Origin of the sequence: Citrobacter sp. wls706 (assembly GCF_005281305.1) — a bacterium.
Taxonomy (GTDB): Bacteria; Pseudomonadota; Gammaproteobacteria; order Enterobacterales; family Enterobacteriaceae; genus Citrobacter; species Citrobacter werkmanii.
In genome coordinates this window covers 47,946-68,278 of sequence record NZ_SZXG01000031.1, presented here as the reverse complement: position 1 = coordinate 68,278, position 20,333 = coordinate 47,946, and the positions used below count along the sequence as shown (strand labels likewise).

Annotated in this window: 21 protein-coding genes, 1 tRNA gene, 1 other RNA gene and 2 pseudogenes; 9 read left to right on the top strand and 16 right to left on the bottom strand. The window is 49.3% G+C overall.

From position 1 onward, the window contains the following. Positions 1-87 precede the first annotated feature (87 nt). The gene (locus FDW92_RS10900; protein ID WP_038643106.1) at positions 88-465 is read left to right on the top strand and encodes a MysB family protein; all 378 of its coding nucleotides are present in this window, start codon (positions 88-90) and stop codon (positions 463-465) included. On the opposite strand, the gene FDW92_RS10895 is transcribed toward FDW92_RS10900, so the two are convergent. From FDW92_RS10895 to mdoG, 3 genes are all read right to left on the bottom strand, one after another. Further along, positions 466-693, bottom strand: a complete 228-nt coding sequence (locus tag FDW92_RS10895) for a YceK/YidQ family lipoprotein (protein ID WP_042309230.1) — start codon at positions 691-693, stop codon at positions 466-468. Between the two features lie 76 nt (positions 694-769). Continuing rightward, positions 770-3,298, bottom strand: a complete 2,529-nt coding sequence (mdoH, locus tag FDW92_RS10890) for a glucans biosynthesis glucosyltransferase MdoH (protein ID WP_042309231.1) — start codon at positions 3,296-3,298, stop codon at positions 770-772. Next, positions 3,291-4,826, bottom strand: coding sequence for a glucans biosynthesis protein MdoG (gene mdoG / locus FDW92_RS10885; RefSeq protein WP_087857802.1), 1,536 nt, complete (start codon positions 4,824-4,826; stop codon positions 3,291-3,293). The genes mdoH and mdoG overlap by 8 nt, the downstream gene beginning before the upstream one ends. A gap of 270 nt (positions 4,827-5,096) precedes the next feature. Here mdoG and mdoC point away from each other — a divergent pair, with 270 nt between their 5' ends. Continuing rightward, positions 5,097-6,257, top strand: coding sequence for a glucans biosynthesis protein MdoC (gene mdoC, locus FDW92_RS10880; RefSeq protein WP_042309234.1), 1,161 nt, complete (start codon positions 5,097-5,099; stop codon positions 6,255-6,257). 20 nt (positions 6,258-6,277) lie between these two features. Here the strand turns inward: mdoC and FDW92_RS10875 are convergent. From FDW92_RS10875 to csgB, 6 genes and pseudogenes are all read right to left on the bottom strand, one after another. Next, positions 6,278-7,766: pseudogene (locus FDW92_RS10875) on the bottom strand (phospholipase D family protein). A gap of 4 nt (positions 7,767-7,770) precedes the next feature. Then, positions 7,771-8,241, bottom strand: a pseudogene (gene ymdB / locus FDW92_RS10870) (O-acetyl-ADP-ribose deacetylase); the annotation flags it as partial. 100 nt (positions 8,242-8,341) lie between these two features. After that, positions 8,342-8,662, bottom strand: a complete 321-nt coding sequence (locus FDW92_RS10865; protein ID WP_042309240.1) for a type 1 fimbrial protein — start codon at positions 8,660-8,662, stop codon at positions 8,342-8,344. 148 nt (positions 8,663-8,810) lie between these two features. After that, the gene (gene csgC, locus FDW92_RS10860) at positions 8,811-9,143 is read right to left on the bottom strand and encodes a curli assembly chaperone CsgC (RefSeq protein WP_042309242.1); all 333 of its coding nucleotides are present in this window, start codon (positions 9,141-9,143) and stop codon (positions 8,811-8,813) included. Positions 9,144-9,203: 60 nt separating this feature from the next. Continuing rightward, positions 9,204-9,653 carry a curli major subunit CsgA gene (gene csgA / locus FDW92_RS10855; protein ID WP_042309244.1) on the bottom strand — a complete coding sequence of 150 codons (450 nt, stop codon included), beginning with the start codon at positions 9,651-9,653 and terminating at the stop codon, positions 9,204-9,206. Between the two features lie 40 nt (positions 9,654-9,693). Beyond that, the gene (gene csgB, locus FDW92_RS10850) at positions 9,694-10,149 is read right to left on the bottom strand and encodes a curli minor subunit CsgB (RefSeq protein ID WP_042309246.1); all 456 of its coding nucleotides are present in this window, start codon (positions 10,147-10,149) and stop codon (positions 9,694-9,696) included. 762 nt (positions 10,150-10,911) lie between these two features. Between csgB and csgD the strand changes: the two genes are divergently transcribed. From csgD to csgG, 4 genes are read left to right on the top strand one after another with little or no spacing between them, the layout of a single operon-like run. Further along, the gene (csgD, locus tag FDW92_RS10845; RefSeq protein ID WP_042309248.1) at positions 10,912-11,562 is read left to right on the top strand and encodes a biofilm master transcriptional regulator CsgD; all 651 of its coding nucleotides are present in this window, start codon (positions 10,912-10,914) and stop codon (positions 11,560-11,562) included. A 4-nt stretch (positions 11,563-11,566) separates the two neighbouring features. Next, entirely contained in the window at positions 11,567-11,959 is a 393-nt protein-coding gene (csgE, locus tag FDW92_RS10840; protein WP_042309250.1) for a curli production assembly/transport protein CsgE, read from the top strand. A gap of 25 nt (positions 11,960-11,984) precedes the next feature. Further along, complete coding sequence (csgF, locus tag FDW92_RS10835; RefSeq protein ID WP_042309252.1) at positions 11,985-12,398, top strand: curli production assembly/transport protein CsgF; 414 nt, start codon at positions 11,985-11,987, stop codon at positions 12,396-12,398. Between the two features lie 25 nt (positions 12,399-12,423). Beyond that, entirely contained in the window at positions 12,424-13,257 is an 834-nt protein-coding gene (gene csgG, locus FDW92_RS10830; RefSeq protein ID WP_003036082.1) for a curli production assembly/transport protein CsgG, read from the top strand. Between the two features lie 44 nt (positions 13,258-13,301). Here csgG and FDW92_RS10825 read toward each other — a convergent pair whose 3' ends face one another. The 4 genes from FDW92_RS10825 to ghrA all read right to left on the bottom strand — a co-directional run bounded on the left by FDW92_RS10825 (position 13,302) and on the right by ghrA (position 16,226). Beyond that, on the bottom strand, positions 13,302-13,784 hold the full coding sequence (locus tag FDW92_RS10825; protein ID WP_042309254.1) for a DUF1097 domain-containing protein: 483 nt from the start codon (positions 13,782-13,784) through the stop codon (positions 13,302-13,304). Between the two features lie 101 nt (positions 13,785-13,885). After that, a complete protein-coding gene (locus FDW92_RS10820; RefSeq protein WP_042309256.1) occupies positions 13,886-14,440 on the bottom strand; it encodes a molecular chaperone in 555 nt (184 codons plus the stop codon). A 23-nt stretch (positions 14,441-14,463) separates the two neighbouring features. Continuing rightward, complete coding sequence (locus tag FDW92_RS10815; RefSeq protein ID WP_042309259.1) at positions 14,464-15,201, bottom strand: phosphatase; 738 nt, start codon at positions 15,199-15,201, stop codon at positions 14,464-14,466. An 86-nt stretch (positions 15,202-15,287) separates the two neighbouring features. Continuing rightward, on the bottom strand, positions 15,288-16,226 hold the full coding sequence (gene ghrA, locus FDW92_RS10810; protein WP_042309261.1) for a glyoxylate/hydroxypyruvate reductase GhrA: 939 nt from the start codon (positions 16,224-16,226) through the stop codon (positions 15,288-15,290). 235 nt (positions 16,227-16,461) lie between these two features. On the opposite strand from ghrA, the gene FDW92_RS10800 reads away from it, so the two are divergent. The 3 genes from FDW92_RS10800 to FDW92_RS10785 all read left to right on the top strand — a co-directional run bounded on the left by FDW92_RS10800 (position 16,462) and on the right by FDW92_RS10785 (position 18,118). Continuing rightward, positions 16,462-16,549: transfer RNA gene (locus FDW92_RS10800), tRNA-Ser, on the top strand. Between the two features lie 227 nt (positions 16,550-16,776). Beyond that, positions 16,777-16,912, top strand: a non-coding RNA gene (locus tag FDW92_RS10795) — RtT sRNA. Positions 16,913-17,356: 444 nt separating this feature from the next. Further along, positions 17,357-18,118, top strand: a complete 762-nt coding sequence (locus tag FDW92_RS10785) for a hypothetical protein (protein ID WP_042309262.1) — start codon at positions 17,357-17,359, stop codon at positions 18,116-18,118. Between the two features lie 238 nt (positions 18,119-18,356). Here FDW92_RS10785 and FDW92_RS23055 read toward each other — a convergent pair whose 3' ends face one another. Genes FDW92_RS23055 through FDW92_RS10775 form a run of 3 tightly spaced genes read right to left on the bottom strand, consistent with a single transcriptional unit; the run spans position 18,357 to position 20,332 of the window. Beyond that, positions 18,357-18,494 (bottom strand): hypothetical protein, encoded by a 138-nt coding sequence (locus tag FDW92_RS23055; RefSeq protein ID WP_156107320.1) that lies wholly within the window; start codon positions 18,492-18,494, stop codon positions 18,357-18,359. Beyond that, positions 18,494-18,973 (bottom strand): Hcp family type VI secretion system effector, encoded by a 480-nt coding sequence (locus FDW92_RS10780; RefSeq protein ID WP_042309264.1) that lies wholly within the window; start codon positions 18,971-18,973, stop codon positions 18,494-18,496. Before FDW92_RS10780 ends, FDW92_RS23055 begins: the two co-directional genes overlap by 1 nt. 12 nt (positions 18,974-18,985) lie before the next feature. Then, positions 18,986-20,332 (bottom strand): type VI secretion system ImpA and VasL domain-containing protein, encoded by a 1,347-nt coding sequence (locus tag FDW92_RS10775; RefSeq protein WP_042309266.1) that lies wholly within the window; start codon positions 20,330-20,332, stop codon positions 18,986-18,988. Between the last annotated feature and the right edge of the window lies 1 nt (position 20,333).

Sequence of the window (20,333 nt, the reverse complement as noted above, 5' to 3'; positions counted from 1 at the left end):
GGTTTGACGCTCCGCGGATCGAGGTCTATAGATTGAATCATCACCATTTATTGTTCACCTTAGGAGAAGATTATGGCAAAGAATGACATGTATTTTTATGCCACGCTGGAAGAGGCTATTGATGCTGCTCGTGAAGTGTTTCTGGCAGATAACCCGGGTCTGGAGGCTGACGATGCCAGTGTTCAGCAGCTAAGCGTACAAAAATACGTGCTACAGGATGGCGACATTATGTGGCAAGCAGAATTCTTTGCCGATGAGGATGATGTCGATGGTGAATGTCTGCCAATGCTAAGCGGTGAAGCGGCGCAAAGCGTTTTTGATGGTGATTATGATGAGATTGAAATTCGTCAGGAGTGGCAGGAAGAAAACACGCTTCACGAATGGGATGAAGGTGAATTTCAGCTGGAGCCTCCCCTTGATACCGAAGAGGGTCAGACCGCAGCCGATGAATGGGATGAGCGATAATTACTCGTAAGGTCCATGGTGAATGTCGAGCGGTAACAGCAGCGTATCAAACACCAGCGAAAACGGCAGGCCGAGGATGGTGACGTAGCGCCATGCGGAATCCCGGACATCCCACTGTACGCCTGGATAGTATTGGTTGCCGTGCCCTTGTCCTGGGATGGTCCGGCTAATAATGCTGCCGCATCCGCTCAGGAACAAGACCATTATCGCCACTGCCACTATTCGCATCTGGTACCCCATGACTCTTTTTATTAAGTATAAAAAAATACCGGCACCAGGCCGGTATTTTCACATTACAGAACGCTTATTTTTTCCTGAGCGCTAACGGATTCAGGGTCAGACCCTGATAGTAATTCACCCACGAAGAATACTTATCAGGTGAATTCCAGACGCGATAATGTAAACGCGCCATGGTCACCGGATCGCTTAACAGCACAAGGCGACGATCGCGATTCAGTTTCTCCGGCGTTTCGTTCAGCGCCTGCTCCACATGACGGTCGCGTGCAATCTCAAGAACGTTACTGGCGCGGTGGCGCGCAGTCGCCATTGCCGTCGCCAGCGCGTTAAACGACGGGTTAAACACCGCATGCATAAAGCCGTCGTCCAGCGTACGATTACGGTTCATCACCAGGTAGTTATCTGTATCCACCAACACCTGTGGCGGAGAGTACTCTTCCGGGATCAGGAACAGCTTCCAACGTTTGGTTCGTAACCCAACCGTAGAACGACTGGAAATTACGGAAACAAACGGCGAGAGGATCAGCGAGAAGACAATCGGCGCCAGCCAGAACAGAAAACGCAGATCCAGCCAGGCCATACCCACAGCCCACACCAGCCCCAGCAGTAGCTGAGAACCGTGACGCATAAACGCTTCCCCCCACGGGGTTGAATCGTCATCACGCTGCGGCGAATTCCACACCACTTCCCAACCGAGGAATGCGCTCACCACGAAAACGGTATGGAACAGCATACGCACCGGCGCCAGCAGCACAGAGAACAGAACCTCCAGCAGCAGCGACAGCGTGACGCGAATAAATCCACCGTACTCTTTCGTCCCTTTACACCAGATAAGCAAAATGCTCAGCAGCTTCGGCAGGAACAGCAGCACCATGGTGGAGGCAAACAGCGCGATCGCCAGTTCAGGTCGCCATTGCGGCCATACCGGGAATAGCTGCCGCGGTTGCAGGAAATACTGCGGCTCCGTCAACGCATGGACTACCTGCAAGGCGGTAGACAGCGCGAGGAACATGAACCATAACGGCGCTGACAGATAGGACATAACGCCGGTCAGGAACACCGCGCGGTGAACCGGGTGCATCCCCTTGACCAGGAACAGACGGAAGTTCATCAGGTTACCGTGGCACCAGCGACGGTCACGCTTGAGTTCATCCAACAGGTTTGGCGGCAGCTCTTCATAAGAACCCGGCAGATCGTAAGCGATCCACACGCCCCAGCCGGCACGACGCATTAATGCCGCTTCCACGAAGTCATGGGAGAGGATCGAACCGGCAAATGAGCCTTCACCTGGTAACGGCGCCAGCGCACAGTGTTCAATAAACGGCTTCACGCGAATGATGGCGTTATGACCCCAGTAGTGCGATTCACCCAACTGCCAGAAGTGAAGCCCGGCGGTAAACAACGGGCCATAAACACGGGTCGCGAACTGCTGGCAACGCGCATACAGCGTATCCATACCGGAAGCCTTCGGCGAAGACTGGATAATCCCGGCGTTCGGATTTGCTTCCATCAGACGTACCAGACCGCTGAGACAGTCTCCGCTCATCACGGAGTCAGCGTCGAGCACTACCATATAGCTGTACTGATTCCCCCAACGGCGGCAGAAGTCATCGATGTTGCCGCTTTTGCGCTTCACACGACGACGACGACGACGGTAGAAAATCTGCCCTTCGCCCTGCACTTCAGCAATCAGTTCCATCCACGCTTTTTGTTCCGCTACGCAGATATCTGGGTTGTAGCTGTCGCTCAGGATGTAAACATCAAAATGCTCAGCGTTGCCCGTTGCTTTAACCGACTCCCACGTGGCGCGCAGCCCCGCGAATACGCGGTCAACGTCCTCGTTACAGATAGGCATAATCAGTGCGGTACGGTGTTCAGGATTCAGTGGTTCATCCCCTACCGTTGAGGCGGAGATACTGTACTTATCTCGCCCAATCAGCAGTTGCAGGAAGCCCATCAGCGCGGTCCAGAACCCCGCAGAGACCCAACAGAAAAGTACGGCAAACAAAATCAGAATGCCGGTCTGTAGCATGTAGGGCAGCAGTTGCATAAAGGACACCCACAGGTCCTGCCCCATCATGTCGACCGGATTTATGAATGCCCAACCCTGGTACGGAAGGATTGTCTTCATATACCAGGTTGCTACGACCGTTTGCGCCAGCGTTAAGATCAACAGCGTATAGCGGCGGATTGTGCCAACGGTACGCCATTTTTGCTCGCTCTCTTGTTCTTCTTTCGTCAAACGCGAAAGATAACGCGGAGTCACATCACGTCCACGCAGACGATCCCAAAAACGACCAACCGGGTTGGTACGCCAGGGATCGGGGAACATCGAAGTACGCGTTGCTTTTGGCATCGCCTGAAGCTGATCGCGTCCTTCATCGTCCTTAACCAACTGTTCTTTCGCCAGAGAATCTGGCCATGCTTGCTCAAGGCGAGCTTTCACTGAACCCTGCGGTGAATCATCTTCGCGCGAGTAAGTACGATGCTCGGCATCCAGCGCCTGATGAACGGCGCGGATGTCAGTTTTCGGCAGTGCCGCTTTTTCGATATCCGAAAGCGGCATTGCGTCAATATACTCAGTTGTCTTATTCATTGGCAGGTAACTGGTAGCTCCAGGTTTCACTCAACGTCTGATCGGCATTGACCAGAGCTGCTCGCATTTCAGTGGTTTTCTTCACGTCTTTCACCTTCACGCGCAGCATCAAACGCCAACCTTTAGTGACCGGGTTGTAACGCACGGTGTTTTCAACGATCTCGCCGTTGTCGCCAATGCTGGTTTGTGCGGTAACCGGGGTATCCTGCGGCAGCTTTTTCATGTCTGCGCCGGTAAAATCCACCACAAACGCGATAGTACCGTCTGGCTGACGAATCAGATTGGATTGTTTAACATCACCCGTAGAACGACGAGTCTGCTGTACCCAGGCATTTTCCGGCGCATGAAGCTTGTCTTCATCACGCGTGAACGTCAGGGAGTACTTGAAGTTCATCTCTTTGCCCGCTTCAGGCAGTTGATCCGGCGTCCAGTACGCGACGATATTATCGTTCGTTTCATCGTTAGTCGGAATTTCAACTAACTCAATCTTACCTTTGCCCCAGTCACCTTTTGGCGTGATCCAGGCGCTCGGACGCAGGTCGTAACGATCGTCAATATCTTCAAAACGCGAGAACTGACGACCACGCTGCAACAGACCGAAACCTTGCGGGTTTTCCATGGCAAAGCTGCTCACCGCGAGATGTTTCGGGTTGTTCAGCGGACGCCAAATCCACTCGCCGTTGCCAGCGTGAATAGACAAACCATTAGAGTCATGCAGTTCCGGACGATAGTTCGTTGCCGGAGATGGCTGGTTTGGGCCGAACAGGAACATACTGGTTAACGGCGCCACGCCCAGCTTGCCCACTTTGTCGCGCAGGTAAACTTTGGACTGAACATCAACAACCGTGTCGCGCCCCGGAATAATGACAAAGCGATACGCTCCGGTTGCGCGCGGAGAATCCAGCAAGGCGTAGATGGTTAAACGTTTGTCAGTCGGTTTCGGACGTTCGATCCAAAACTCACGGAAGCGGGGAAATTCTTCACCAGAAGGCAGAGCGGTATCGATCGCGAGACCGCGCGCAGAAAGACCGTAGACCTGGCCTGCGCCGAGAACACGGAAATAGCTGGCACCGAGCATGCTGACGATTTCATCGTTTTTATCTTTGCTGTTGATCGGATACAGCACCTTGAACCCGGCGAAACCGAGATCTTTTACCGTGTCTTTATCATGCTGAACATCGCCAAAATTAAAGTAATCCGGGCTATATTTGATTCTTTTCACCGCAGTGGCGGTAACTTCGTTGATTTTGACCGGCGTGTCGAAGTACATACCCTGGTGGTAGAATTCGAGCTTAAATGGGGTCTTGAGATTGCTCCAGTAGGCTTTATCGCGATTAAACTGGATCTGCTGATAATCCGCATATTTCATGTCGCGGAAAACGGAGGGCAAGTTACTTTTTGGCGCCTCATAGCCTTTACCGGCTAAGGATTGAGCTTGTTTTGCAACATCATCAATGCTGAACGCCCAGCTCGATGATGTGTACAGCGTTAACATGACTGCTGCACCCAACCAACGCATTTTCATCATTTGTAGTTTATGTTTCATAATTAGTAAGCACTTCCCCCTTTGTGTGCTTATATTGATCCGATCCATTTTAATGGATAATCGGGCATTCCGACAACTGAATCCCTGTATTGTTCGCGCGCTGGCTCATGCTTTAAGCAGCTTTGTCTGCTGTTTTCACTTTGCGTGCTTATCCTGGAGACAGGTTGTTGGACTTCGTGTAGGGTTGGCCTCGAATGTAACCATTATTCGTCTTAGGGATAAGACGAAAAGTCTGAGAATACGTAACTGTCTATGAGCTCTGTATCACCACCACGTGAATATTTTCTTGACTCCATCCGTGCCTGGCTAATGTTGTTAGGGATCCCCTTCCATATTTCTCTGATCTATTCCACCCATACCTGGCACGTGAACAGCGCAGAGCCATCGTGGTGGTTGACCCTTTTTAACGATTTTATCCATGCATTTCGCATGCAGGTCTTCTTTGTTATTTCGGGTTACTTTTCGTACATGTTATTTTTGCGCTATCCGCTAAAGCGGTGGTGGAAAGTACGTGTAGAACGCGTGGGAATCCCCATGCTGACGGCGATTCCATTGCTGACGCTGCCGCAATTTATCATGCTGCAATACGTGAAGGGCAAAGCAGACAGCTGGCATACTCTCAGCGGGTACGAAAAGTACAACACGCTGGCCTGGGAGCTTATTTCCCATCTGTGGTTTTTACTGGTTCTGGTGGTTTTAACGACCGTAAGCATGTGGGTATTTACCCAGATGAAAAATAAGACAATGCGTAGCGAAGGGGCTAACCCCTCTTCTGTGTCGATGAGCAAATTAACGCTGATTTTTATTTTATTGGGTATCGGTTATGCCGCCGTCAGGAGGGCGATTTTCATCCTCTACCCTTCAATTCTCAGCGATGGCATGTTTAATTTTATTGTTATGCAAACGCTGTTCTATGTGCCTTTCTTTATGCTCGGCGCACTGGCGTTTATCAATCCTACTCTGAAAGCGCTGTTTACCACGCCATCGCGCGGCTGCACGATAGGCGCAGCATTGGCGTTTGTCGCGTACCTGCTTAATCAACGTTATGGCAATGGCGATGCGTGGATGTATGAAACCGAATACGTCATCACCATGGTCATGGGGCTGTGGATGGTGAACGTCGTCTTTTCGCTTGGTCACCGTTTGTTGAATTTCCAGTCGGCTCGCGTGACCTATTTTGTCAACGCATCGCTGTTTATCTATTTAGTGCATCACCCTTTGACGCTGTTTTTTGGCGCGTATATCACACCGCATATCTCATCGAATCTGCTGGGCTTTTTCTGCGGCCTGCTGTTTGTGGTCGGGATTGCGGTGATACTGTACGAAATCCATTTACGCATACCGGTGCTGAAGTTTCTCTTCTCGGGTAAACCGCCCGTTAAGCAAGATAAAAATAAAGCTGTGGCCGGTTAATTTTTCTCTCATTACGTGGTTCAGAGCAGCCACTCAATGGGTAACACAGATGCAAGCTTCACCAGAACCCGCTTCCAGAATCCTGTGGCGGGTTCTTTTTTCAGTACCTGTTCGCTGCCGGAAGCGCGATCCACCCAATTAATTCTGCCCCAGCGGTCGAGGCGTAGTTGCCAGGCCATGTCACGCTGGCTCTGCATAAAACGTTTATGGATCACTTCAGCCAGCACTTCACTCTCAATCACAAACCCCATTTCCGTATTAAGCAGCGTTGAACGGGGATCAAAATTAAGCGAGCCGATAAATACTTTTCGGCCGTCAATACTGAAGGTTTTTGCATGCAGGCTGGACCCTGAATTACCGGTTAATCCGCGGTCGTGGACCACTGAAACGTGTTCGCGGGTAGGTTTAAGTTCGTATAATTCTACGCCGTAGCGCAGCAGTTTCTTTCGCCATCGCGCATAGCCCGCATGAACAATAGCCACATCATTCGCCGCCAGCGAATTGGTTAAAATAGCAATCTTGACGCCTTTCCTTACCATTCTCAAAAGCTGTGCTACCCCGGCGCGAGTTGGCACAAAGTAGGCGGAAATAATATCAATTCGCTCGCCAGGCGACCCCATCACATCAAACAAACGCTGCGGTAATAACGAATGGCGCGGCGCTTTCCCTTCACCTTTGGCTGGATCATCACTCAGCAAACGCGTTTTCGCCCAAATCAGCGGCAGCGACTGTTGATCAAGACTGGTCATAAACTGGCTGGTCTCCAGCTTGTGCAGATAGCGGCGAGTAATATCATCGTTATACCAGGATTCAGGCAGTTCGATACGCTGCAAGGAATCTGACTCCGACATCTCAAGTACGTTTTGTAACGTTGAAACAGAACGGCAGTGCCAGTAACGCTCAAAATCATCCGCAACATCTTTGACAACTGGCCCAATAGCCATGACGTCCAGATCGGAAAACAGCGGTTGCTCACCCGCCCCAAAATAGGCATCACCAATATTACGCCCGCCCACGATGGTCACCACACCGTCAGCGGTATAACTTTTATTGTGCATACGCCGATTAAGCCGGGCAAAATCGGTCAAATAGCCGAGGGCGCGCAGGATACGAAAGGAAAAGGGATTAAACAGACGAACTTGTATATTAGGATGGCTGTCCAGTAGCCGCAGCGTGTCATCAAGACCCGGCGTGTTGTTGTCATCCAACAGCAAGCGGACCTTCACTCCACGTTTCGCCGCCGCCAACAGAACTGAAAACAGCAATAGCCCGGACATATCGTTCTCCCAGATGTAGTACTGCACATCCAGTGTACGTTCCGCCATTTCTGTTAGCCGATAACGAGCAGCAAAGGCATCCAGGCTGTCACCCAACGTAAGAATGCCACAGTCTCCAGGGTGGTTAGCGCAAAGTGGCGTGATAGCCCGCTCAAGTCGTGTCATATCAGTCCGTTATTGTCACCTTGCTGGGCAAGTAGTCTCTTGTAGAGTTGAGCGTTTTCTTCGTCAAAACAAACAAAGTATATTTGATCTGGAAGCGTACGACGGGTAATAAATTTCAACACCGTGTTTACCGCGATTTCTGCCGCTGCTGCGCGGGGATATCCGTAGGCTCCGGTACTGATTGCCGGAAATGCAATGGATTGATACCCATTGGCCAGGGCCAGTTGCAGCGTATTCAGATAGGCCTCTTCGAGACGTTCAGCCTCATGATGCTCTCCACCTTGCCAGACGGGTCCTACGGTATGAATAACCGCTTTTGCAGGAAGTGCCCCCGCCAGCGTGATAACGGCATGCCCGGTCGGGCATTGTCCCTGTTGCTGAATAACCTGTTTACACGCCTCCAACAATGCAGGTCCGGCAGCGCGGTGGATCGCGCCATCAACACCACCACCTCCCAGTAGAGTTGAATTCGCCGCGTTGACAATCACATCAACTGCGATCGTCGTAATATCGCCGTGTAACACATGCACGCGTGATTGCATAACTTCCCCCTGACAAAACACGATTCGTTAAGTGTACAGCAGGGTTTTCCTTGAAATCTCACTTTTTAACCACAAGTTTGCATGTCTAAGCCAGAATGGTTCATTTATATTCAATGTTCAGAATTGCCATGTTTTTCTGTTCATTGAGGTAATGCATTTTCACAGTGGCAATTTGCTGCACATTCTGAGGGGCTGTCGTGACCTGTTGATGATTGTAGAGGGTATTACGGGTAGAGCCATTACGTATACAAGACAATTCGATCTGTTGTTGTCGAGTGCTAACGTCGCAGGGCGCTTCAACTATTGCACCGCGAAAATGAATAACCCCGCCAGACGAGATTTGCTGTGCCACTGCGGGGAGAGTAAAAAAAGATAACGTACAAAAACTGGCGCTAAAAATACGTTTAAAAAATGTACACATAAAGGTTCCTCAATGATTAGTCATCCTTGAGGGATCTGAATGATCCTTCACCGCTGCGAGCTACGATCAAATAAAACGTTGTACGTTTCTATATTCATAGAACAGCACCGCATTCCCAGCCACACCCTTAATGCAAATACAGCAAAAATTATGGCTGACTGGTTGAGTCAGGCCATTGTTGTGACAGATGCAGAGACTGCCCATCCGAAACGGTAACGATAATTTTGACCGAATCCCCAGGTGAAATATTAAAGCTCAGTTTAGTTAGTTCAATCGGCCGATTAGCGGGGACCGAAAGGCTTGTTTTCTGCTGCGATTGGCTTTGTCCCCCCTCCCCCTTACGAACGGCAAGAACTTGTACCTCACATACGCAGGGTTGAGTTAACGTCACCTGTGGAATAATGGTGTACATATCGCCTTGCTGGGTCGTATTGAATGTTATTTGATTTGCCAGCGCGGCAATGAGTAATAACGTATGCATCATATTCTCCCGAAAAAAAACAGGGCTCACGCCCTGTTTATTATCAGTCAGAAAACTGAATTAGTGTTGGTTAGCTGTGGCGTTGTTGCCAAAGCCAACTTGACGAATCAGCACATTGGAATCAGAAGCGGTCTGATTAACCAACGCACCGTTACGGCCACCGAACTGGGTCACGCTAATATCAGCATTTTTTGCATTCCACTGATCGATAGTGGCGCTGTTCTGGAAGCCAGTCTGTTTCAGGTTAATGGTACTGTCATCAGCACCTTGACCTACAACAGCCCCGTTTCCACGCCCGTGTTGTGTGATGGTGACATCTGATTTACGCGCATCACTTTGCAGAGCATTCGCTACGTTGCCTGTCCCATATTGGTAGATGCTCATTGAAGAATCAGGGCCATAGTTATTACCGCCGCCATGATGATTGCCGCCCCATTGCGGAACAACACCAGCCAGAGCACTGCCAGAAACTACGATTGCTGCGAATGCTGCCACTTTTAAAAGTTTCATGGTAAACCCCCATCGGATTGATTTAAAAGTCGTTAATGGATTAGCGTTGAGTTACGCGAATTGCCATATGCGACTGTCTCTGCACCACAACTGCTGTTTTTTGTGTACCATACTGGGTAATATTTGCTTTATTACCAGAGCCTTTCTGGATAATTACCGCTGTATTACCATAAGAACCTTGTTTAATACTCGCGTCATTGGAACTACCCACCTGATCAATATATGCAAAGTTATATGATCCCGTCTGGTCTGTTTTCGCCCGGTTACCAGAACCTTCTTGCGAAATGACCGACAGTAGCTTCGAGCCGCCCTGACGAGTATTTGCACTGTTCGCAGTGCCGACCTGACCAATAATGGCTGCCTGATTAAATGAAGACTTACTTAATTCATTTACCGCAAAGTTATATTCTGAATTAGCTAAATCATAACTTGCTGCGGATGCAATCCCAGGCACACCCAGTATTGTAAACATCATAAATAACAACTTGTTTTTCATGTTGTCACCCTGGACCTGGTCGTACATGAAGTTAAATTAGTTACCACTCAAATTGTTGTTAACATGACTTACATTTGTTAACGCCACGTTACGATGAAGAGTATGTCCGCTGAAACATTTTAAATAACTCACCCGCCAGTGGTATTTTTATATTTGGATTCACCCCAAAGTATTAATTAACAACAAACAATACCGTTACCGCCTTGAATTTAATTTCTTTTAAAGCCTTAAGAGTGAATTTCTATGCAGAGGCAGAAAAAGCGCATCCCCCTCCATTTCCGGGCTTCGTAGCATCGTGCTGCGATAGACATCGGTACAAGTCGTGACAAGCGTCATTTTTTTCAATCTAAAATTGTCCAACTTAAACTCAGGCGAGACAACCTGAATTCATCAGGAATTCAAAGCCGAAAAATTTTAATTTTTTTTATTTTAAATCAATGATATATTATAATTTGTATGATTTTTTAAATCTATGCAATAAGCCTAAAATGTACAACTTTACTATCAAATCTAAACTCAATTAAAACCCCAAAATCACATTTTAATATATAAATTTACATTATGTAACATGTTTAACACTTGCTTTAAGATTTGTAATAGCTAGATTGAAAACAGTTGAAGTCCATTTATTTTGATATTTTTACCCCGTTGGGTCGATATTTTATTTCTACACAGCAGTGCAACATCTGTCAGTACTTCTGGTGCCTCTATTTTAGTAGAGACAGCTGTCAGGTGTGCGACTAAAAAAAGTGGAGTTTCATCATGTTTAATGAAGTCCATAGTATTCATGGTCATACATTATTGTTGATCACTAAACCTTCGCTGCAGGCAACTGCGTTATTACAGCACTTAAAGCAATCACTGGCGCTAACCGGAAAATTGCATAATATTCAACGATCTCTGGATGATATTTCCTCCAGCTGCATTGTTTTAATGGATATGATGGAGGCAGATAAAAAACTGATCCATTACTGGCAAGATAATTTGAGCAGAAAAAACAACAATATAAAGACTTTATTGTTGAATACCCCAGATGATTATCCCTATCGGGATATTGAAAACTGGCCGCATATCAATGGTGTATTTTACGCAACCGAAGATGAACAACGTGTAGTCAGCGGCTTGCAAGGTGTGCTGCGCGGCGAATGCTACTTTTCGCAAAAGCTCGCCAGCTACCTGATCACACATTCCGGTAACTATCGTTACAACAGCACGGAGTCGGCATTACTGACTCACCGTGAAAAAGAGATCCTTAATAAATTACGTATCGGTGCCTCAAATATTGAAATCGCGCGCTCACTATTTATCAGTGAAAATACGGTGAAAACACATCTTTATAACCTTTTCAAAAAGATAGCTGTCAAAAATCGTACGCAGGCGGTTTCGTGGGCCAATGATAACCTCAGGCGATAAAGCCATGAAACGCTATTTGACCTGGATTGTGGCAGCAAATTTAGTCCTTGCTGCCGGGAATCTACACGCGGCTGTAGAAGTGGAGGTTCCCGGACTATTGACTGACCACACGGTCTCTTCCATTGGCCATGATTTTTATAGGGCCTTTAGTGACAAGTGGGAAAGCGAGTACACAGGAAACTTAACCATTAATGAAAGGCCCAGTGCACGTTGGGGAAGTTGGATTACTATAACGGTCAATCAGGACGTTATCTTCCAGACCTTTTTATTCCCGACGAAAAGAGACTTCGACAAAATAGTGGTCTTCGCATTGGCAGAAACTGAGGAAGCATTAAATCGCCGGCAAATAGATCAAACACTATTAAGCACAAGCGATTTAGCGCGTGATGAATTCTAAAACATGATTTTGTCCGGAGGCTTTCATGCGTGTCAAACATGCAGTGGTTTTGCTCATGCTAATTTCACCATTAAGTTGGGCCGGAAACATGACGTTCCAGTTCCGCAACCCAAACTTTGGTGGCAATCCAAACAACGGTTCTTTTTTATTAAATAGCGCCCAGGCGCAGAACTCGTATAAAGATCCGAGTGGTGATGATTTCGGGGTTGAAGTCCCATCAGCACTGGATAATTTTACTCAAGCTATTCAGTCGCAAATACTCGGTGGTTTACTCACTAATATCAATACCGGTAAACCGGGGAGGATGGTAACCAATGATTTTATCATTGATATCGCCAACCGGGATGGGCAACTGCAATTGAATGTCACGGACAGGAAAACAGGGAAAACGTCGACTATTGAAGTTTCGGGTTTGCAAAATCAGTCAACCGATTTCTAAATTATAGCCACGAAAGGAAAAAATCATGCAGCGCTTACTTATCATGGTGGCAGTAATTTTACTCAGCGGATGCTTAACCGCCCCGCCTCAAGAGGCCGCTAAGCCGACGTTAATGCCCCGAGCCCAAAGCTATAAAGATTTGACGCATCTACCTATGCCTACAGGTAAGATATTTGTGTCGGTATACAACATTCAGGATGAGACTGGCCAGTTTAAACCTTACCCGGCAAGTAACTTCTCTACCGCCGTTCCGCAAAGCGCCACGGCTATGCTCGTCACCGCATTGAAAGATTCTCGTTGGTTCGTCCCGCTGGAACGTCAGGGGTTACAGAACTTGCTTAACGAACGAAAAATCATTCGCGCGGCTCAGGAAAACGGTACGGTTGCCATTAATAACCGGATCCCACTCCAGTCCCTGACCGCTGCAAACGTCATGGTGGAAGGGTCAATTATCGGTTATGAAAGCAACGTTAAATCAGGGGGAGTCGGCGCGCGCTATTTCGGTATTGGCGCCGATACGCAATACCAGCTTGACCAGATAGCGGTAAACCTGCGCGTGGTTAACGTCAGTACCGGTGAAATCCTCTCATCGGTGAATACCAGCAAAACCATTCTGTCTTATGAAGTGCAGGCTGGGGTGTTCCGCTTCATTGACTACCAGCGTCTGTTGGAGGGTGAAATTGGTTATACCTCTAACGAACCGGTTATGCTTTGCCTGATGTCAGCAATTGAAACCGGCGTTATCTTCCTGATTAATGACGGGATAGATCGCGGATTGTGGGATTTGCAGGATAAGAAACAAGTTGATAATGACATCTTGGTTAAATACCGCCATATGTCGGTACCGCCAGAATCCTGATAGATCGTTACGGCATAAAAAGCGTGAGGGGATCCTCACGCTTTTTATTTATTGGTCAACGTCGGCGATATCCGACTTTCACGGCGTGACGCCAGCCACAATCCGCTATTTTTCATCGCATAGCCGAATACCAGGCCCAACGCCAAAGATGGCACGACCAGTCGCCAGTCTCCCTGCCCTGCAAACGTTGCACAAGCACCAATAAATGTGCCCGGCACAAATGAAAGCAACCATTGCTTTGCCTGTATACACATCATAAACGCGACAATTCCCGTCATGACATAGCCAACAATATCCATATGTGGGGCAAGCGCACTGCCGTTAATAATCACCAACGCCCACACAACACCGCTTAGCAGCGTACACGCCGAGATCCACAGCCCTTTCAACCCACCTTGCGGACAGGCAAAGTAGGCTGTGCAGCCCAGAAAACCAGCCCAGCTGAGTAAACCGAGAGAAACGGCCACCCATCCCCAGATCCCGGAGAGAATGCCCGTTGTGATTGCAATTGAGAGAAGTATATTCATGCCGCGCATCTTAGCAGAAAAACGGCATGGGAATGCGATCGCGCACACAATTTATGCAAGTTGATAAATTGAGTTGCAGTTTAATGTGATTAAAATCACATTTATTCGTCTGTATCTTCCTGCAATTCGTCCCACATCGCACCAATCGCATCGCGCGTCAGAGGCGCTATAGTACGCCAGAATGGGGTATTCGCATGCGCTTCAACTTTCCCCAGAAACGTGCCGCACCAGGGTAACAGGTAGTCCACAAACAAGGTTTCAAGCGCTTCGCTTTCATCTTCCGCAGACTGATCTTCAAGCCATGAAGCCGCCAGCAACAGCGTGCCAATATGATCTGCCGGCGTATCTGCCAGCGGCATTCCCCGGGCAGAAAGGAATGCACGCACATCCGATTCTTTCGCCCCTTCTACCCAGGCGCTACGATAAGGCGGCACCGCACAATCGTCTCCCACAAATAACGCGTTGTAATCCGCAGCCAACTGAGGCATATCGCAACTCTTCTGCAGACGAGCCAACAGTTCGTCCTGTTCCAGCGGCCAGTTGGCGGAAAGTTTACCTTCGCTAATCAGGGTAAACAGAGGAACCAGTATAGGGTCCTGAGGTTGGCGGTAAAACAGCGAGCCCAGTACACGACACAGGATAGAAAACTCGTTCATTGATATATTCCAGTTAGTAACAATTACAGTTCAGCAAATTCCGCGATCGGCTCCATGCCTCGCGATTCCAGAAACGTCAGCAGGCGTTTTGGCGTAACGTTTAAAATTCGGTCTTCCGGGAAATTCACATCATCCAGAATTTTACGGCATTCACCGAAATCTCCTAAGGTGAAAGCGGTATGTGAATCTGACCCTAACGCGACCCAGCCGCCGGCATCACGCACAGCCGCAGCAACCGCGCGGCAATTGTCCTCACTGCCCTTACGTGAATGCAAAAACGAAGAGTTGTTGATTTCCAACGCAACCTGATATTTTGCCGCGGCCTGAGCAATCGCAGTGATATCGACGGGATATTTCGGATTCCCGGGATGGCTGATAATGTGTACGTTGCCACTGGCCATGGTGGCTATCATCGCCTGCGTATTCGTGTCTTTATCGTGTGGAGCGAAAACCGGCTCATGAAAGCCTGCGATAATCAAATCCAGGGAAGTAAACATCGGACCTGAGCAGTCAATTTCACCTTCAATATTTTTAATATTCGCTTCAATTCCGCGCAGGATCCCTACGCCGTCCACGATTCGAGGCCAAATGCGCATATTAATAAAGTGCCAGTGGTGAGGCGCATCCGCCATGTCCGGTCCATGATCGGTAATGGCAAACAGCTTGATGCCTTTGCGACGGGCTTCAGCGATGTAATCACTTAAGGTGCTGTAGGCGTGGGTGCTGGCGACGGTATGCATATGCAGGTCAACGGGATACATAACTCTCTCCTGTAGTCATTTTCCGTCAAGGATAGCAGGTATCGCCGCCATTTATTAGCGGAAACCCGGCACTTGCCGGGTTAGCATTAGTACCCCCGTACGCGATCGACCTGACCCGTAACGGCTTTGCCACTTTCCAGACTCAAAATCGTACGGGAGATATAATCCACCGCTTCCGCCGGACGGGTAACAGCGGCGATGTGCGGTGTCATCGCCACTCGCGGATGTTTCCATAGCGGGCTGGTTTCCGGCAGCGGTTCACGGCTATAGACATCCAGCATGGCGCCTTTCACCTTGCCGCTGTCCAGCGATGCCAGAAGATCGTCTTCTTTGAGATGAACGCCGCGCGCCAGGTTCAGCACATAAGCGCCATCCTGTAACTGGCTGAGTAAACCTGCGTTAATGATGCCCACGGTTTCTGCCGTATTGGGTAGAAGGTTGATAAGCACGCGAGTTTGGCTCAAAAACGCGCCCAGCTCTTCGGTACCAGCAAAGCTTTCCACGCCAGGCCAGGATTTACGCGTACGACTCCAGCAGCGCAGCGGGAACCCCCATGACTGTAAACTCTCGGCAACTTTCGCACCTAAAACCCCAGCCCCCATAATCCCGATGGTGAACTCATCGCGGGTATACTCTGGTAAAGGTTGCCATTTCGCCTGTTTTTTTAATGCCTGGTAATCATCAAAGCGACGAAACCAGTGCAGCACCTGACTTACCGCATATTCCTGCATTTGCAGGCCCATACCCGTATCTTCCAGACGAAAAAGCGGGATCGAGGTATCCAACATCTCCGGGTGAGCGTTTAGTTTACTGAGAATGGAATCGACGCCCGCACCCAGTGCAAATACGGCTTTTAATTTTCGCCCCGCGAGCATTTCAACCGGCGGATGCCAAACCAGCGCATAGTCAGCATGCGCATTATCACCCGCTTTCCACTCACGGACGTTCGCGCCTGGTATTGCTTTTGCCAGAGCATTAATCCACCAGCTTGTATCGAATGTTGGGTGATAAAAAATTATGTCCATCTTTTCTCCTGAGCATTGCTATGCGGAACTTTCTCGCACTTATTATCATCATTTTTCGAGGGAACCTCAGAGTAGCAAATTTTAGGGTGCTGGCAAAAAAAACAATTCCCGCTTATTTAAGCTCCAGATTGTTTGAAGTTTGTGTAAATGCACGTTTTTTTCAAAAAGTTGATTGACGCCGGGGCGGTATTTCCCTAAATTAGCGCCCGTTCCGGTAGCACAGGAACAACAATATGGTGAGGTGTCCGAGTGGCTGAAGGAGCACGCCTGGAAAGTGTGTATACGGCAACGTATCGGGGGTTCGAATCCCCCCCTCACCGCCATATTTTAAGAAGAGCTCGTACGCAAGTACGGGCTTTTTTTTCGCATATTGCACACCTGCGGGGGGATGAGAAGCCCCGACCGGGGTTCGACAACTGGCGCAGCCAGCTGGACAGACCGGGAGCGTCGCGAACGGGCTGCCCCGAAGGGGCGAGCAAAGCGAGTCAATCCCCGCCTCACCGCCATATTTTAAGAAGAGCTCGTACGCAAGTACGGGCTTTTTTTTCGCATATTGCACGCCTGCGGGGGGATGAGAAGCCCCGACCGGGGTTCGACTGCTGGCGCAGCCAGCTGGACAGATGACTAGCCCGCGAGGAATCTACCCGCAGGGCGAGCGAAGCGAGTCAATCCCCCCCTCACCGCTATATTTTAAGAAGAGCTCGTACGCACTCCACAGTGCGACGCTGGGTTCCCATATAGCGCATAACGCCATATCTCACTGTCTGAAACTCCTTCATTTGTTTTCTTTTTATACTATTAACGGTTTCATCAATCGTTACCCAGGCAGGCATGACGGAATTGTTACTATGATAAGGAAGAAAACTCATATCACATTCTCCTGTTTTATCTTCCAGAGGAACTCAACATCGTCGTTAGTTAATACACACAAGAACACCACAGACAAATAAAAATCGGGTAATAGAATTATCCCAAAACACATCAAAGATAAACAATAAATATTAAATAAGATCATTTTATATGACCTATGAATATAAAAACAATCCTCCTGAATTTATCAATAACAGGATATAATAACAATCGGAGTTTTATAACTACATGAATTCCCATCATACATTCCAGGAAAATATATGAAAACCTGTTCAATAATATATTTATGCGCAGCAATATTTTTATTGAGTGGCTGTGTTCGCTCCCCAATTGACGCAAAGAAAAAGGATGTTTCCATAAAGGAGAGTGGCATCAGTAAAAATGCTTCCAACCAGTTAACAGATAAAGATATCTTTGGCAACGAGACCACACTTGCTGTTTCAGAAGAAGATATCCAGGCCGCACTGGAAGGTGAGAAATTCAGCGTACCGCTGAACTCCGCTGTCATCCTGGTCCAGTCCGGCAACCGCGCTCCAGAGATGGTTATGCAACAGGAAATGAGTCGGTATTACCGGATATCGACATTTTCAGGTATCCCGGACCGGCAAAAAGCGATTTCCTGTAATAAGGTAAAAAATGAGGAAGGGGAAGCCGCCACCAGCGAAAATATGAACTATATGCAAGCACTACGCTATATTGCGGCAAAAGGGCAACAAAAAGCAGTCATCGTATACTGGGACACGCTACAGTCGGGCAAATATGACACAACAACCAAAACCCTGGTCTGGTCAGATTATCGAAACGAAAAACTATCCAGTACAGACTCGCTGCGTTACCTGGTGCGTTTCGCCCTGGTAGATGTAGCAACTGGAGAATGGGCGACCTGGTCTCCGGTAAACTATGAATACAATACCCTTCAACCGATGACCGGAAAAACATCAGTGACAGACCAGCAAATAGTTCAATTAAAGCAGAAAACATTCGCCGCGGTGGTTAAGGATATGGTAAATCGCTATCAGTAACCAGATGCCACACCTTTACGTTGTCTGCCGCCAATTACCTGTGGCGGCAGCCAGCGGTATGAAAATATCCTGTCCTCTAACCCATCTCTTTTTCCGGACCAGAAACCGTGCCATTGCCCGCTACGCAAATGGGCCCTGACCTGCCGCCCGTTAATGGAACTGACTCCTGCGATATCAATTCCGCTCTGACTGTTAAGTAACAGGCAAAGACGTTTCTTATTATCAGCCATACCCTGATTTACCGCCAGTCAGGAATTTCTTTCCCCTTCATTAAGCGGACATTTTCAATTCCACTGACAGCATCCGGATAGCATTTATAAAAAGTATCAGCAATCCCCGCAGGATCCGATATGTGATGTTCTCCAGATACCGCCATCAGAATATCCGCTCGCTCCACAGGCTGTATGCACTCGTACCAGCAACGCAGTGCTCCTGAGTAATACTCTCGTAGCTGAACGAAATAACCTCTTCCGGTTGCCCCTGACTATTGAGGATGGTATGAGGCACCTGTAACGTGATTCTGGCTATTCTGGCGTTGATCAGTTTTACCCGATAATACAATTCATTAATCCCAAACCGGTTAGTCCGGTAAAACTCAAAATCACAGGTCAGGCATTCATTCTCATTAATCGCCTTGCTCAATAGTGGAGTAGATTTATCCACCGGTTTACTGATATCCAGCGTTTGATGATTAACGTTTTGCGCCCGGCTCAGCCCATGTTTGAGACTTGTCACCATAATCTGATCCAGATGCGCCAGCTGCGCTTTATTCCCGATGGACGCCTGCGACGAACACCCTGCCGAAATCAGCCCCTGAAGCTGTCCGTTTAATGTCAGATACACAAGATTTGCCATAGCAATACTCCTTTATTTTCCTGGTTTACCGTCCGGCGTTTCCGGCGTCTGGCTCTGCGACAACAGCAGCCAGCGACTCAGCACCCCGTCCAGCCGTTCGTTGATCTGTTTTTCCAGCATCCCGGTATTTTTTCCGGCAGACCGTGCCTGCTGGTACTGTGTCAGCAGGTATTCCAGCGGTGTGTCCTGATTCAGCGAGCGCTCGGCCTGATAAATAATGGTTTTGATATAAGAGAGCGTGATTCCCTCTTTCGCCTGCTCACGCTGAACTAAAAGCTCAGCAAACGAACGTAAATCTGCCCGCGTCTGCTGCCAGCCCAGCATCTGCGGGCTGTTCACCGCGCGACCTTTCAGGGTGTCGTTCCACGTGGTGGTGGCCTGCTGCTGCTGCAGACTCTCCGGCCAGCGGCTGTCGGCCATCCGGACCATTCGCTGACCTGCTTCCAGCGGCTGCAACGGCGAAGCACCGGCCAGTTGCTGTAGCCGTTGCGGGTAATCGCTCAGTTGTGGCGATGCCAGCCAGACTGTTGCCGCCCCCTGCGCCGTATCACGTGCCGCCGCCACCTGCTGTTGCAGAGGATAAACCTGCCACCACCAGACGACAGCCGTGACAACCGCGCTACAGAGTATCCCGGCGATAAAACCTTTGAGGGTGTTTCCCGATATCCCCCGGGTCCGGGACGATACTGCGGCTGCCTCTTCGGGGACGACTACCCTCACCTCTGGCAGTTCCGGCAACGGCGGTACGGGAGCGCCAGCCGTTTCCATGCTCTCCGGCATATACATCAACGTGCGAACCGTGGTTTTCGCCGCCGCGTTTGCCGTTTTCTCTCTCGGCTGAGGCTCGCAGCGTTTTCGCGTGTTCTGCACAAAATAGAGCAGATTTTCCACCCGGGGGATGCGCTTAAGCTCCACCTGCTGGAGTTTGTCGCAAATCACCTGCAGCGCCCGCTCCACGCGATACAGCAGCGGCAGGTCCGCTTCGGAAAAAGCCAGCTGCTGGCGCAGAATATTGCCGGTCCGGGCGTTGAACCAGTCCAGCATTTCCGTGCGCGCGGCCCCACCCTGCGGCCAGAACTTATCCCATTCGCGGCCAATCATCGCCGCCAGCAGCTCCACGCCTTCGCAGAACCCGACCAGCCCCTGCGTACGCGTGCGCGCCAGCGTGTAGTAGCTGGCGGTGTGCAAATCCACGCCGTTGGACTTAAAAATGGTCAGCGCCAGCGACTCCACCAGCGTCCAGTTCATCTCCGGCTGCGCCGGGTGGCTGACCTTGTTGATCTCCTCACGCATGGCGCTGAACTCCGGCAGACCGCGCGGATCCTGGCCGGTGATAATCGTCTGAATATCCGTACTCATC